This is a genomic window from Candidatus Chloroploca asiatica (assembly GCF_002532075.1).
GTDB lineage: Bacteria > Chloroflexota > Chloroflexia > Chloroflexales > Chloroflexaceae > Chloroploca > Chloroploca asiatica.
Map to the genome: position 1 here is coordinate 110426 of NZ_LYXE01000127.1, position 13727 is coordinate 124152.

Genomic DNA, 13727 nt, shown 5'->3' on the forward strand with positions numbered 1-13727 from the left:
CGCGTTCTGAAGCCTTATAATCTGTTGTGCATTTCATTGACACCGTTTGTGCATCATGTTACAATGTGAGAAACAAAAGGAACACCTTTTGTCCAGGGTCTCAACCTTTCAGGAAGGCAGCCAGTCATGGCCCAGCAGCATTTTTTGACACAATTCTCTGACAAGCCACGTTACAACACCAAAGCCGTTGCTCAGGAGACAGGTGTCCCAGCGGATACTTTTCGTGCCTGGGAACGGCGCTACGGTGTTCCGCGGCCGCAACGTACTGAAGGTGGGCACCGACTCTACTCTGAGCGTGATATTGCCACGATTCGTTGGCTCCGTGATCGTACCGCTGAAGGTCTGACAATCAGCCAGGCGATTGCACTGATGACCGACGGTAACGAGGCTAATCTCTCGTGGTTGAGTACGGCGGTTGATACAGAACCACATACCTGGGAGCGGTTGAACAGTCGGCTCTTTTCAGCGCTGACTGATTTTGACTCAACCCGCGCTGAACAGATCCTCGGTGAAGGGTTTGCCCTCTATCCGATGGAAGAGGTCTTTCTCAAACTGGTTCAGCCAGTGATGGTTGAGATCGGTGAGCAGTGGCACGCCGGGCGGATCACCGTCACCGCCGAGCATTTTGCGACCCAGTTTGTGCGCCGCAAGCTTTCGAGTCTCTTCAATACGTACAATATTACCGACGGGCGCGGCCTCGTTCTGCTTGCCTGTGCGCCAAGCGAGCAGCACGATCTTGGCGTTCTTATGCTCGCGGTCTTCCTCGTGCGTCACGGCTGGCAGGTGATCTATCTTGGCCCTGAAGTGCCCGTTCGTGATCTGATTGATACGGTGCGTCATCTGCAACCTGACATTGTTGCGGTTGCCGCCTCTACCACCGAGTCGGCTACCCAACTCCTCGAAGCGGGGCGCGCCATTACCGCGCTTCCACCACCGACGCCTCACTTTGGCTATGGTGGACGCGCTTTTAATCTCAATCCGATGCTGATCCAGCGTATGCCAGGCGCTTTCCTTGGGCGCGATGCCCAGGAGGCTGTTGATACAATTGCCGATCTGTTGAGCGCCAGTCGCTAAGCTTTCTGCCCACCAATGTGTTCTGTTTGAACGAAAAAGCCAGCGTCGCTGGCTTTTTTGTGTCTGTAAAGAGCTATGCGCAGCGCCTGCGGCCCCCAAAAGAATTTCGCTTATACTGGCAAAAACGGCCAACTTCGCTGGCCGTTTTTGCCAGTATAAGCACGGGTTTTGAGGGCGTTAGCCCTCATGTTGATGCACATGAGCCGCACGCTCCCTCCCTTCTCCCCCACTTCTGGCTCTTATGGGCCAGAAGTGGGTTGCCTTCTGGCACTGATTCACGTATTATGAAAAGAGAACACTTTGTGATCTTCGTGTGTGTCTCAAGTTTGAAGGAGAGCCGCGTGTCGCTGAACTCCGTGCCCTCACTGGCGCTTCACGCAACCGGTACGCGTCGAGCCCAACCTTTGCCTGCGGAGGAGCAGCTCGCGCTGTTGTTTCATCTGACTGATCTTGCTCCCCAGGTTGGCTCTGATGAATGGCCGCCCCATCCACCTGATGCGACGGCTGCAGCGTATCTCGAGTGTGAACGCATTATCCGCCAGCATTCCAAGAGTTTCTATTTTAGTTCGCAGTTTCTTGCCCCTGATGTGCGTAAGGCGGTACGTGCCCTCTATGCGTTCTGCCGTATGACCGATGATACGGTTGACATGGCAACAAGTGATCCGGCTCGTGCGCTCGCTGCCTGGGTACAACAGGTGCGCGCACCACGCCCGGTTCCCGATAATCCGGTGCTTGTTGCCTGGTACGATACCCGTGTGCGTTATCAGTTGGCTCCCCAGCTTGTTGATGAGCTGCTTGCCGGGGTGGCGATGGATTTGACTATCAATCGCTACGAGACGTTTGCTGACCTCTGGCTCTATTGCTATCGGGTGGCGTCGGTTGTTGGTCTGTTGGTGATGGGTATTACCGGCCACGCTCCTGGGGCAGAACCCTATGCGATCAAGCTGGGGGTCGCCCTCCAGATGACCAATATTCTGCGCGATGTCGGCGAAGATGCGCGCCGTGGCCGAGTCTATCTGCCCCAGGAAGATCTAGAACGGTTTGGTTTGACCGCCGATGATATCCTGGCTGGGGTCTATGATCGCCGTTTCCGCGATCTCATGCGCTTTGAAATTGACCGCGCCCATCGCCTCTATGAGGAGAGTTGGCCCGGTATTGCACTCTTGCCCCCTGAGAGCCGGTTTGCTGTTGCTGCGGCGAGCCGGGTCTATCAGGGTATTCTTGATAAAATTGTCTTGAACCATTATGACGCCCATACCCGCCGAGCCTATTTGAAGCTCCACGAGAAGTTGGTGCGTATGCCCCGGATCTGGTGGGGTGTGAGGAGATTTAAGTAATTCTATGACGACAATGGTTGCCGTGAATCGCAGCAAGGCGCCCCAAGTCTGGCCGCGGTGGCTCTTTGATACCTTTTTGTGGGTGCTCTTGCTTGGCCCAATTATCTCGCCGCTCTTCCGGGCGACCGGGTTGCCGCTGGTGAGCGATGCCGGCGTGCTCGCTCGCGATCTGCTCTCCATCTATGTCTGTCCAACCCCTGAGCGCTCGTATCTGCTCTTTGGGTTGCCGATGGCCGTCTGTGCGCGCTGCTGGGGCGCAACGCTTGGTCTTTGGGGTGCACGCTTGCTCGTTGGCCGCTGGACGACTGATGCTGCCCGCCCACCCGCCGTGGTCGGCTGGTTCCTGGGCCTGCCCTGGCCGATACGCCTGTTGCTCTGTGCCCTCCCGTTTTTGCTCTGGCCCCTTGAAATTGTCGGCCATTATCAGGGCCTCTGGTTTGCCCCGATGTGGCTCTTACTGCTCAATGGCATCCAGGCTGGGTTTGCGGCTGGTCTCTTCTTCTGCTCGATCTGGCCCGGGATGTGGACCCCCGCCCACCATGGGTATGCTGCATAGTCTGGAAGGCTTTATCGTGCGTTTTTTGCTTCTATGCGGGTTGTGTCTGCTGCTCGTCGGGTGTTCCCTCCCGCCGATGCCGCTTGGCCAACGCCCTGATCCGACGGTTGAAGCGATTCAGACCCAGGTTGCGCTGATGGCCGAGGAACAGTTGCTCATGCTGGAGGCAACCCCGACCCCTCGCCCTCCATTACCAGTGCTGCCAACGCTTCCTCCCGTCTCGCCTCAGCCGACCCTTGGCGCTGAACTGACTGAACCATTGCTCAGTCAGGAGCGCTTGTTGGTTGAGTTGTTTCGTCGCGCTAATCCGGCTGTGGTGAGTATTGATGTGCTGGGCAGTAGTTTGCCCAGCAATCATCCGGCTATTCCTGGCTTGCCTGATGCCCGTTCCGGTCAGGGCTCGGGGTTTCTTTATGATGATCAGGGCCATATTGTGACCAATAATCACGTGGTTGCCCGGTCGTCACAGTTGCAGGTGCGCTTTTTTGATGGGACGACGGCGCTCGCTGATCTGGTGGGTACCGATCCTGATAGCGATCTCGCGGTGATCAGAGTTCGTCGCCTGCCTGAAGGCGTCGGCCCCCTCACCCTTGGCGAGTCACGTGCGGTTGAGGTTGGTCAGACGGCGGTCGCGATTGGTAGCCCCTTTGGTGAGCAAAACACCTTGACGGTTGGGGTGGTCAGTGGTGTTGGTCGTACCCTTCGTGGTCCAACTCGTTCGATTGGCACCTATAGCATTCCGAATATTATTCAGACCGATGCGTCGATCAATCCTGGCAATTCGGGTGGCCCATTGCTGAATATTCGGGGTGAAGTCATTGGCGTGAATACGGCGATTGCGGTCAGTCAGGGCAATAGCTCGTTTGAAGGGGTTGGGTACGCCGTGCCCGCGAGCACTGTGGCCAAGGTTGTTCCTGGCCTGATCAGTGAAGGTCGTTTTGACCATCCCTGGATGGGTATCGCCATGCTTTCACTTGATGCGCTGATGGCCGAACGGCTTGGTCTTGAGGTCGATCGTGGGGTGTTGATTACCGATGTGCGTTCGCCTAGCCCTGCTCAGCGCGCTGGTTTGCGGGCGGGTACCGGTGAACCGATTGAAGGCATGATGTCGCTCCAGGCCGGTGGCGATATTATTATCGCTATTGGTGGTCAGTTTGTTGCTGATAGCGATCAATTGCTTGGCTTGCTCGATCTCAATTACCGTGCCGGTGATACGGCAGTGCTGACGGTTGTTCGTGCCAATGGTACCACCGAAGAGGTTGACCTGCTGCTCGACGCTCGTCCCTAAAGCCCCTCGTTGCACACAAAAACGCCAGCAACGCTGGCGTTTTTGTGTGCAACTGTGTCACCCTGCGCGGAGCGAAGCATCTCTGTCATTGGGACGCCTGAGACCCTTCACTCCGCTCAGGGTGACACAACGACTATTTAGCGTTGCAACACAAAGGTTGCCACGCGCACCTGATTGCTGCGCAACCCCTGCCCCACGATGCTCCAGTTTCCCACCGGATCGCGGGTCTCGGTGAGGAAGCCGATCAGGATTGAGCCATCACTGTTGGCTCGCGCCAGATAGGGCAGTGCGCGGGTGGTGCCATTGGGCAAGTTCAACCAGAGCGCAATGTCTTCGCCGGGTTGATATCCATGCGCTTCAAAGCCTTGCACCGTGCCGGGTGATGTCGGATCGGGGAAGACCCGCGAATTCAGATTGACTGGCGGTGGGCAGGTGCTTGGGTCGCCTTCAGGGATCGGGCCAGTCGGCGGTGCGTGCGGTGGCAAGGGCTGGCGGAGTTGGCACGGTACCAGGAAGGTGCCGAGCGTGCTCAGGCGCACATTGCTCCCCACCAGTTCAAAGCGCCCGCGCTCGAAATACTGGACAACATAGTTGCCTCTGCCGTCAAGCTCCTGAACGAGTTCTTCGCTGATGGGGAAGCCGAAAATTGGCAACCCACCACGGCGCTCCCAGAAGCTGCGGAACGCCCCGCGCAGGGTATGACCTGTCTCGGGGAAATAGCGCACACCGGGCTGATTGACCGGGGCCAGGCGGGGGAAACCCTGCCCGGTTGCCGTAAGGTATTCACGTCCTACTAAGCCCAGGCTGACCACCGCCGTATTGTTGACCACATCGAGCTCGAACCGTGCCCGCTCAAAAAACTGCGCAACCCGTCCGTCCTTATTCTGGATAAACTCCTCGGAAAGAGGATAACCAAAAATCTCGACCCCACCGTTCCGTTCCCAGAAGGAGCGAAACGCCCCCCCAAGATAATGTCCCGTTTGCGGAAAATAGATCCTGCTCTGGGCCTCAGCGGGCGCGGCTGGCATGGTGCCAAAGAGCATCAATACTGCCAGGAAGACCAGGAGCCCTGCCCACCATCTGTGTCGCTGCCTCATGTCTTTTTCCTTACCATAGCGTAAAGCGAATTCTTGCCACTCTGGAGTAGTTCGGCCTTGTCTTTACCTGCTTTGTGCATGGTAAAATAACCGTTTTATCGTTTACACGCCTTCAGGCTCATCATACGCGATGGGATCTGTGCTGTCAAGGGTATGGGCGGCGCATATGCGCCGCCCATACCCTTGACAGCAAGGTGAACAGCGTGTTGGCGTCAAAAGAACCGCCTTCTTTGCAAGATACTGGGCTTAGGTGCTGGTCAGCGGCTTTCCGAGTAAAAGCTGTATAATAGAAGCAACAAACAAGCCCCTTTGTGTCTGGCTGGAGTGGCCTGGAAAGGTAGAACGATGACGACCATTCCGATCATTGTTGATCCTGCTGTTGCTCGCAAGAGTGTGCTCTATCGCGCACCGCTTGATGAGGATCAGACAACAGCACAAGCGGTGGCCGCCATTGTGTCTGAAGTTCGTGCGGGTGGCGATGCGGCGCTGCGGATCCTGAGTGAGCGTTTTGATGGTGTTGCGCCCGCGTCGATCGAGGTGCCCCGTGCGGAGTGGGTTGCTGCGGCTGAAACCTTGCCCCCCGATTTACGGGCGGCCCTCGAACTATCAGTCACGGAAATTCGTCGTTTTCATGAGCGTCAGGCCCGCAACTCCTGGATCGATTTCAGCGTCGAAGGGGTGCGTGGTCAACTGGTGGTTCCTCTTCAGCGGGTCGGCGTCTATGCCCCGGGTGGGGCGGCTCCTTTGCCGTCGTCATTGATCCATGCGGCCGTGCCTGCTCAGGTGGCTGGCGTGGAACAGATTGTCGTCTGTTCGCCTCCCCAGGCGGCGACGGGCAAGCCCTCGGTGCTTGTGCTCGCTGCGGCCCATCTCGTGGGGGTTGATCAGGTCTTTGCGGTCGGTGGAGCGCAGGCGATCGCCGCGATGGCCTATGGTACCGAGAGTGTCCCGCGGGTCGATAAAATTGCTGGCCCTGGGAATCGTTTTGTCATCCAGGCCAAGCGTCTGGTCTATGGGGCGGTAGGGATCGAGAGTCTGCCAGGCCCGACTGAGACCCTCGTGATTGCTGATCTGTCGGCGAATCCACGGTATGTGGCCGCCGATCTGCTTGCCCAGGCTGAACATGTCGAGGCAAGCGCGATCTTGCTTACGCCGTCACCCGAACTCGCCGTGGCGGTGCAGACCGAACTTGAACGGCAGTTGCAATTGCTGCCCGAGCCAAATGCAACGGCGGCGGCTGAAGCTGTGAGCCAGCGTGGTGCGATTGTGCTGGTACGCGATCTTGAAATGGCATTTGCTCTGTCCAATGAGTATGGTCCGGAACATCTCTGTTTGCTGCTCGAAGAGACCTGGCCGTATGTCGGGATGGTACGCAATGCCGGGGGCATCTTTCTTGGGGAACAATCCTTTGAAGTGCTTGGTGATTATTGTGCCGGGCCTTCACATATTATGCCCACCGAGGGAACAGCGCGTTATGCGTCGCCCGTCAATGTTGATGATTTTCGCAAGGTGATCTCGTTGGTTGGACTCAATGCAACTGGGCTCGCCCGGATTGGCCCCGCAGCGCAGCGCCTGGCCGAGGCCGAAGGTTTGTATGCCCACGCTGCGGCGGTACGCGTTCGCCTCGAACCCGCTGAGGACGCGGATGACAAGGGCTGAGACTGGTGGGCTATGCTAGTTCGGTGTTTGGAAGTAAAAAATCTTTGCTGAAAGGTAGTCTGTATGGCCGGCTTTTTTGTAACCTTTATCAACTTGCTCTTTCAAGTTCTGTTGTTTGCCATTCTTGGACGGGTCATCGTCTCGTGGATTGATCCGATGGGCAATATGCGTGTGACGCAGATCCTACGTGAGTTGACCGAGCCAATTCTGGCACCGATCCGCAGTGTGTTGCCGACAATGGGTATGATTGATCTCTCACCTCTGGTGGCGCTGCTTTTGCTTCAGTTGCTCCAGAGTCTCATTATGCGAGCAATCTAAATGGCGCGTCGTGATCGCTTTTTACTCGTGGTTGTCTTTCTGGCCGGCGTTGGTACGCTGGGGATCGAGATGGTGATGCCACGGTTGCTTGCGCCCTTTTTTGGGACGTCGCAACCGATCTGGGCGGTGGTGATCGGGATGACCCTCGCCTATCTTGCGGTAGGCTATTGGCTTGGTGGGCGGCTTGCTGACCGTTACCCCGATGAACGGTTGCTCTACTGGTTCATTGCATGGGCTGGCTTGCTCTGTGCGGTTATTCCGCTCATCGCCCGGCCTGTGCTGCTCTTTGCCCAGGGAGCGCTGCGTACGGTGGCCGCAGGCGGGTTTCTTGGGGCCTTGCTTGTTGTCCTGTTGCTCTTTGCTGCCCCGGTGATTCTGATGGCGACCGTGGGGCCGTTTGCGGTACGTTTGCGCCTGCGTGAGGCTGCCCATGGGGTGGAAGAAGCAGGCCGCACGGCAGGAACCATTTCGGCCCTCTCGACGGTTGGTTCGATTGTCGGTACGTTTCTGACGGTGCTCCTTCTGCTGCCTCTGATTGGCTCTAGTGCGACCCTCTTTCTCTTTGCGGCCTTTCTGATCATACTGGCCTTCGTTGGGCTGCGTGATTGGCGCGTTGGGATGATGCTCGCGGTTGTTGCGGCCCTCTTTGGGGCGCATATGTTCAATACGGACACCATCAAGCGTGCTGATTGTGGGGGTTGTCGCTTGCTTGCAGAGCGTGAGTCGAACTATAACTATATTCAGGTGGCCGAACAAGAGGTGATCTACCAAGGTGGCCGGGTTGATCCCCGCCGTGTTCTGATGCTCAATGAGGGTCAGGCCTTGCACTCGATCTATCGGCTCCGCTACCGCGAGACGGGGAATCCGCTTGATCTGTTGACCGATGGTGGCCCGTGGGATTATTTTACGGTGGCGCCGTTTGTCTATGCCGCTAAGGATCCGCAGCAAGTACAAAGCTTTGCTATGCTTGGCTCGGCGGCTGGGAGCATTCCCAAACAGTTCCTTGCGATCTATGGGCCGCAGACGCGCATTGATGCGGTTGAAATTGATGGGCGGATTGTCGAGTTGGGCCGTCGCTATTTTGATCTGGAAGATCGCGATCCGGCCTTCCCGTTCTATACGACGTATGTCGCTGATGCACGGTACTGGCTGGCCACGACTGATCAACAGTATGATGTGATTGGTATGGATGCCTATCATCAACCCTATATCCCCTTTCACCTCACCACGGTTGAGTTTTTTACCGAAGTGAAGGCGCGCCTCAACCCCCAAGGCGTTGCCGTCGTCAATGCCGGTCGGCCAGCTAGTGGTGACGATCGTCTCGTCAATGCCCTTGGCTCGACGATGCTCGCCGTTTTCCCCGAGGTCTATGTCATTGATACGCGTTTTGCCAATGCGATCCTGATTGGTGTCAATACGCCAGCCGGTGATGGCGTGACGAACTTTATCCGCAATGCCGAAACGATTGCGACGCTTGCCGAAACGAAGACGCAGTATCAGGCTTTGCAACTCGTGATGTACTGGTCACTCAATGAAGGTCGTTTTGGCCCTGTGCGCCCGTTTACCCCGACCCAGGCGCGTTTTACGCCCTTTACCGATGATCTTGCCCCGGTTGAACGCCTGATCGATGGCTTGATTCTGCGCGAGGCCATTGGGGGATCATGAGATCTGTTCAGGTGGTTTTGGGCGGCTTTGCCGCCCAAAACCACCTGAACAGATCTTTGGAGAGGGGGGCCGCACGGTTTGACAAGCAGCCGGGAGGTATGCTACTGTTAAGATGTGGGAAAATATGGCATCGTCCTGCTGTCGCAGGTCAAGGGTAGCAAAGGTCTGTCAGGTGATGAACAACGGATTGCGAGCATATGTCCGGCGTCGGTGCGGCGCTAACCGAGGGGCGGTGATGATACAGCCAGACCGGGCTGATCGTGCCGCGTACCGTCGTGGCCCCGGCATCGGTGTGGCACTGCAAGCGATCCAGTCTGTCTCGACGCGCTGTCAGACCTGGGATCAAACGCTCTAGCCGGGGCACCATGCATAACCCCCGTGCGAAGAGCTTTTGTTTCAGCGACAAAGGGTTCTTTGAAGGGGGTGGGCGCCTTGGGCCAGCGTGTTCTCGTCCTTAATGCGAGCTACGAGCCACTGCAACTCATCTCGGTTCGTCGTGCCGTTGTCTTGCTCCTCCAGGAGAAAGCCGAGCTCATTGAGGCTGCAGAGGCTCAGCTTCGCGCCAGAGCGATAAGTTTTGATGTGCCTTTGGTGATTCGTCTCGTACGGTATATTCGCATCCCGCGCAAGCTCAAGTTGCCCTGCTCGCGTCGGGGTGTCTTTGCGCGTGACCGTGAGACGTGTCAGTATTGTGGAACCCAACCCGGACGAGCACATTTGACGATGGATCATGTGCTGCCACGTTCGCAGGGTGGCATGACGACCTGGGACAATGTGGTGACGGCTTGCCGTGATTGCAACCATCGCAAAGGTGGTCGCACACCTGAACAGGCGCATATGGTGTTGTTGAGTACGCCTCGTCAGCCCCAATATATGGCCTTTGCGTTGCTCGGTGAACTCGAACGCCACGATGTTTGGCGTAAGTATGCCTTTGGCTAATCATGATCTCGGGCGGTTTGGTGAGGCCGCTGCAGCTGCACACCTGCGACGTGCGGGCTATGTCATTGTAGGCCGTAACTGGCGTTGCCCACTTGGTGAACTTGATCTGGTCGCTCGTAAGGGCGACCAGCTGCTGTTTGTCGAAGTCAAGACCCGCCACGTGGGGGCCTGGTTGCCCGAAGATGCCCTTGGCCCCGCCAAGGCCCGGCGTCTCGTGCAATTGGCCTATACCTATCTCACCGAGTTGCAGTTGCCACTTGATAGCCCCTGGCGGATCGATTTGATTGCTATTGAGCTTGATGCCTCTGGGCGTATCTGCCGCCTTGACCATATTGAAGGCGCAGTCGAGGGCGAAGGTTAATTGATTGTCACTGATTGTAGTCACATTGCACCTTGTAGTTTATGCCATGAAGATTGACTTTTATGTCATGGCTCTGTTATACTTGAAGCCTCAAAGGTTAGAATGGGCCTAGAATGAGAGAACCTTGCGTTTGCTCCACACACCTGTTATCGTCGGCCATCTGGCCCCTGATCTCGATTGTCTGGTGGCGATCTGGCTTTTGATGCGTTTTGGTGATGCTGCTGACGCTGAATTGGAGTTTGTTCCAGCCGGACGTACCCTCGATGATCGGCCAGTTGATGCTGAACCATATATCATCCACGTTGATACCGGTAGCGGTCGTTTTGATCACCACGATGCCGCTGATCCTACCCTGAGTGCCGCTGAACTGGTGCGCCGTGAGGTTGCGCCTGATGACGAGGCGTTACGCCGTCTTGTTGATCAGGTGACGCGTATTGATAATGCTGAAGCGTATGGTGGGCGTCAGCCGATCTTCTTCAATATTACCGATCTCATTGCTGGCTACAACGCGCTCTTTCCGAATCGCCCCTATCACGTTGCCCAGGCGATGTTGCCTAATCTTGATGCATGGTATGAGCATGAGCAGCGCAGTTTGCGCCTTGAGCGTGCGTTTAACCGCAGGCTTGAGTTCCAGACACGGTGGGGCCTTGGGATTGCGATGGCAAGCGAGGATGGCGGTTCAAGTCGGCTTGCCTATAGCTGTGGCGCGGTGCTCTATGCTTATCGCGATGGCCATGGCTATATGGGGGTGGCTGCCCAGAATCGTTCCTGTGTCGATCTTGGGGTGGTCTACCGTGATTTGAAGCGCGTTGATGCTGACGCCGATTGGTATTTGCATCCCGGGAAACGGATGTTGCTCTGTGGTACCCCCAAGTCGCCGCCACGTGTGCCTTCGGCGCTCTCGCTCGAAGAACTGGTGGATGTCTTGAAGCGACGGTGATTGCGGGGCCTGTGCTATAATGCCGTCGCATGGAATACCCGCCAGGTTCGCGGAGAAAAAATGACAGCATGACTCGATACCTCGTTCGTACCTTACTCCTTTTGGCTGTGTGTGCCCTGTTTGTGACCGCCTCCCCCACGCTGGCGGCTTTTCCCAATGATGTCACCCTTCATCAGATCAAGCCCAAACCTCCTGTGTCGCCGCTGACGCTTGTCCGGGGGAGTGTGACCGCACGCCCCTATGCGGTGATGCTCGATAACCATCCGATGGCCTATCCGCAGGTGGGCCTCAACCAGGCCCCGCTGGTCTTTGAGGCGCTCGCCGAGTTTGGCATTACCCGCTATATGGCGCTGTTTGTGCCCGGGATTACGCCCGAGTTGCCCACCATTGGCCCGGTGCGCAGTGCCCGCTCGTATTTTGTGGAGTATGCCAAGGGAATGCAGGCCGTCTATGTGCACGCAGGCGGTGCCCCCGATGCGTTGACGATGGCGCGCACGTCGGTCGAATTGCTTGATATGGACGCGCTCCGCGTTGATGCTGAACGCTATTTCCGTCGCGTGGGCGATCGCCAGGCTCCGCATAATCTTTTTACTTCAACACGCGAACTCGCCGCCTTTGCTGAGGCGCAGGCGCTCGCCGAGGTTGATCTGAGCGAAATGGGTTTTTTGATCAAGCCCGATTTGCCCCTGGTTCGTCGGCCTGTAGCCCAACAACTCAGCTACTATTTCCTGTACCGTGAGTCGTTTGTGGCCTGGAAGTATGACCGCACCAGCAATAGCTATCTCTATTTTCGGCAGAATCGCCCGCATGTTGACGGAGCGACGGGGCAGCAACTTCGTTTTAAGAATGTGGTTGTGTTGGAAGTGCCCGAGCGCCCTATTCCTGGCGATCCCAAGCAGCGCATTGAACAACAGGTGATCGGCGAAGGTCCGGCTCGGGTCTTTCTGGATGGTCGCATGATCGAGGCGACATGGCGTAAGGGCGCTGGCTTTGCGCCGTTGCGTATCTATGGCCCCGGTGGAACCGAACTGACCCTGAATGGCGGGCCGGTCTGGATTGCCGTGTTGCCGTCGCTCGATCATTTGACGGTGGAGTTATGAACCTTGTCAGACTCTGCAATCGGTTGAGCATTGTGCTGCTAGGCTTGCTTGTCCTGGTTGCTGCGCATGTAGAGGCCGCCCCGCAGCAGCAACAGGCGCAACCCGCCCTCGCCCCAACCTATCGTATTTTTGCCACCCGCGAAGGCCTGGTGGGTCATATGACGGGCAATGGGCATATTATTCAGCCGCGTGACCGCTTTGTGGCCCTGCCTTCGTGGGCGGTGCTCTCCCCAAAAGGCACCGACCGCTATCGGGTACGGGTTACCTATAAGGGTCGGAGTGTGGTGGTGCCTGTCTGGGATGTTGGTCCGTGGAATACGCGTGACGATTATTGGAATCCGGATCGCCGCTATCGCGATCTGCCGGTTGGACGCCCCATGGCCGAGGCGGCCTTTTTTGATGGCTATAATGGCGGTCTCGATGAACGTGGCCGTCGGATTAATAATCCCAATGGGATCGATATTGCCGATGGAACCTTTTGGGACGATCTCTTGATGACGCGTAATGATTGGGTTGAGGTGAGCTTTCTCTGGTTGGGGGCTGATCCTGGCCCTGGTGCGGCGATTACGATCAATCCTCCCCCACCTTCTGCGCCTGCCCCGCCGCCTTCGCCAACCAGCCTGCCTCCCGCGCCCGTTGAGGCCGAAGCAGGGTCAATCGTTGTCGACGACGGGGCCGCAGGCTATCGTGTGCAGGGCGATGGCTGGAATAATGCCAGTTGTGGTATGAATGGCAGTCATGCCTGGATCGCTTCGACGTCTGATGCCACTCGCTCGACGGCAGCAGCGGTATGGACGCCTTCCTTGCCTTCGGCTGGGAGCTATGAGGTACTGGCGTATCTGCCGAACTGTGGCAGCCCGGCGACCACCTCGGCACGTTATCAGGTGACCCACGATGATGCGGTGACCAGTGTCACGCTCAACCAGCAGGCGCTGGCGGGAACCTGGGTCTCGTTGGGTACCTACAGTTTTGGCCGAGTCACCGGGGTGCAACCGCAGGTGGAGTTGAGCAATGTGACCGGCGAGAACGGACGGGCCGTCCGTTTTGATGCCATCGCGTGGGCCCCGCGCCTCGACACCGAGCCCCCTGTGAGCAGCATCGAACTGATCGAGCGCAAAGGCAACGGCTATCAAATCACTTGGGGCGGAACCGATGCTGCGAGTGGCATCGCGAGCTACGATGTGCAGGTACGGATCTTGCCACGCGGCGGTTGGACCGACTGGCGCATGCAGACGACCTTGACGACGGCCTGGTTTGGGCCAGATGAAGGTAAACATTTCGCGTTTCGGGTACGTGCCCGTGATCGGGCGGGCAACCTGGAACCCTGGCCTAACGAGGCGCAGATGGATACAACGTCATCGTAGGGGCACGGCGCTACCGTGCCATGCGCCGT

Annotated in this window: 13 protein-coding genes; 12 read left to right on the top strand and 1 reads right to left on the bottom strand. The window is 57.3% G+C overall.

What is annotated here, in order from left to right; translation table 11 throughout:
* Positions 1 to 126 precede the first annotated feature (126 nt).
* From A9Q02_RS16975 to A9Q02_RS16990, 4 genes are all read left to right on the top strand, one after another.
* Complete coding sequence (locus A9Q02_RS16975) at positions 127 to 1074, top strand: MerR family transcriptional regulator (protein ID WP_097654276.1); 948 nt, start codon at positions 127 to 129, stop codon at positions 1072 to 1074.
* A 341-nt stretch (positions 1075 to 1415) separates the two neighbouring features.
* Entirely contained in the window at positions 1416 to 2411 is a 996-nt protein-coding gene (locus A9Q02_RS16980) for a phytoene/squalene synthase family protein (RefSeq protein WP_245860603.1), read from the top strand.
* A 4-nt stretch (positions 2412 to 2415) separates the two neighbouring features.
* Complete coding sequence (locus A9Q02_RS16985) at positions 2416 to 2967, top strand: DUF2085 domain-containing protein (protein WP_245860604.1); 552 nt, start codon at positions 2416 to 2418, stop codon at positions 2965 to 2967.
* Positions 2968 to 2983: 16 nt separating this feature from the next.
* Positions 2984 to 4255 carry a S1C family serine protease gene (locus A9Q02_RS16990; RefSeq protein WP_245860606.1) on the top strand — a complete coding sequence of 424 codons (1272 nt, stop codon included), beginning with the start codon at positions 2984 to 2986 and terminating at the stop codon, positions 4253 to 4255.
* Between the two features lie 137 nt (positions 4256 to 4392).
* Here the strand turns inward: A9Q02_RS16990 and A9Q02_RS16995 are convergent, their stop codons facing one another.
* Entirely contained in the window at positions 4393 to 5352 is a 960-nt protein-coding gene (locus A9Q02_RS16995) for an LGFP repeat-containing protein (RefSeq protein ID WP_141508990.1), read from the bottom strand.
* 345 nt (positions 5353 to 5697) lie between these two features.
* On the opposite strand from A9Q02_RS16995, the gene hisD reads away from it, so the two are divergent.
* From hisD to A9Q02_RS17035, 8 genes are all read left to right on the top strand, one after another.
* Positions 5698 to 7011 carry a histidinol dehydrogenase gene (gene hisD / locus A9Q02_RS17000; protein WP_097654279.1) on the top strand — a complete coding sequence of 438 codons (1314 nt, stop codon included), beginning with the start codon at positions 5698 to 5700 and terminating at the stop codon, positions 7009 to 7011.
* A gap of 63 nt (positions 7012 to 7074) precedes the next feature.
* Positions 7075 to 7329 carry a YggT family protein gene (locus A9Q02_RS17005; protein ID WP_097654280.1) on the top strand — a complete coding sequence of 85 codons (255 nt, stop codon included), beginning with the start codon at positions 7075 to 7077 and terminating at the stop codon, positions 7327 to 7329.
* On the top strand, positions 7330 to 8994 hold the full coding sequence (locus tag A9Q02_RS17010; RefSeq protein ID WP_097654281.1) for a spermidine synthase: 1665 nt from the start codon (positions 7330 to 7332) through the stop codon (positions 8992 to 8994).
* A gap of 432 nt (positions 8995 to 9426) precedes the next feature.
* Positions 9427 to 9933: an HNH endonuclease gene (locus tag A9Q02_RS17015; protein ID WP_097654282.1), complete on the top strand. Its 507-nt coding sequence runs from the start codon at positions 9427 to 9429 to the stop codon at positions 9931 to 9933.
* A complete protein-coding gene (locus A9Q02_RS17020) occupies positions 9920 to 10294 on the top strand; it encodes a YraN family protein (RefSeq protein WP_097654283.1) in 375 nt (124 codons plus the stop codon). Before A9Q02_RS17015 ends, A9Q02_RS17020 begins: the two co-directional genes overlap by 14 nt.
* Positions 10295 to 10418: 124 nt before the next feature.
* Entirely contained in the window at positions 10419 to 11234 is an 816-nt protein-coding gene (locus A9Q02_RS17025) for a hypothetical protein (protein WP_245860611.1), read from the top strand.
* Between the two features lie 68 nt (positions 11235 to 11302).
* Positions 11303 to 12334 (top strand): DUF3048 domain-containing protein, encoded by a 1032-nt coding sequence (locus A9Q02_RS17030; protein WP_245860614.1) that lies wholly within the window; start codon positions 11303 to 11305, stop codon positions 12332 to 12334.
* Positions 12331 to 13698, top strand: coding sequence for a golvesin C-terminal-like domain-containing protein (locus A9Q02_RS17035; protein WP_097654285.1), 1368 nt, complete (start codon positions 12331 to 12333; stop codon positions 13696 to 13698). Before A9Q02_RS17030 ends, A9Q02_RS17035 begins: the two co-directional genes overlap by 4 nt.
* The last annotated feature ends 29 nt before the right edge of the window (positions 13699 to 13727 follow it).

Bases quoted from the DNA above. Each gene is read 5' to 3' on its own strand.
- A9Q02_RS17005 (WP_097654280.1), top strand. From the start codon at position 7,075: ATGGCCGGCTTTTTTGTAACCTTTATCAACTTGCTCTTTCAAGTTCTG.
- A9Q02_RS17035 (WP_097654285.1), top strand. From the start codon at position 12,331: ATGAACCTTGTCAGACTCTGCAATCGGTTGAGCATTGTGCTGCTAGGC.
- A9Q02_RS17010 (WP_097654281.1), top strand. From the start codon at position 7,330: ATGGCGCGTCGTGATCGCTTTTTACTCGTGGTTGTCTTTCTGGCCGGC.
- A9Q02_RS16975 (WP_097654276.1), top strand. From the start codon at position 127: ATGGCCCAGCAGCATTTTTTGACACAATTCTCTGACAAGCCACGTTAC.
- hisD (WP_097654279.1), top strand. From the start codon at position 5,698: ATGACGACCATTCCGATCATTGTTGATCCTGCTGTTGCTCGCAAGAGT.
- A9Q02_RS17020 (WP_097654283.1), top strand. From the start codon at position 9,920: ATGCCTTTGGCTAATCATGATCTCGGGCGGTTTGGTGAGGCCGCTGCA.
- A9Q02_RS16995 (WP_141508990.1), bottom strand. From the start codon at position 5,352: ATGAGGCAGCGACACAGATGGTGGGCAGGGCTCCTGGTCTTCCTGGCA.
- A9Q02_RS16985 (WP_245860604.1), top strand. From the start codon at position 2,416: ATGACGACAATGGTTGCCGTGAATCGCAGCAAGGCGCCCCAAGTCTGG.
- A9Q02_RS17030 (WP_245860614.1), top strand. From the start codon at position 11,303: ATGACTCGATACCTCGTTCGTACCTTACTCCTTTTGGCTGTGTGTGCC.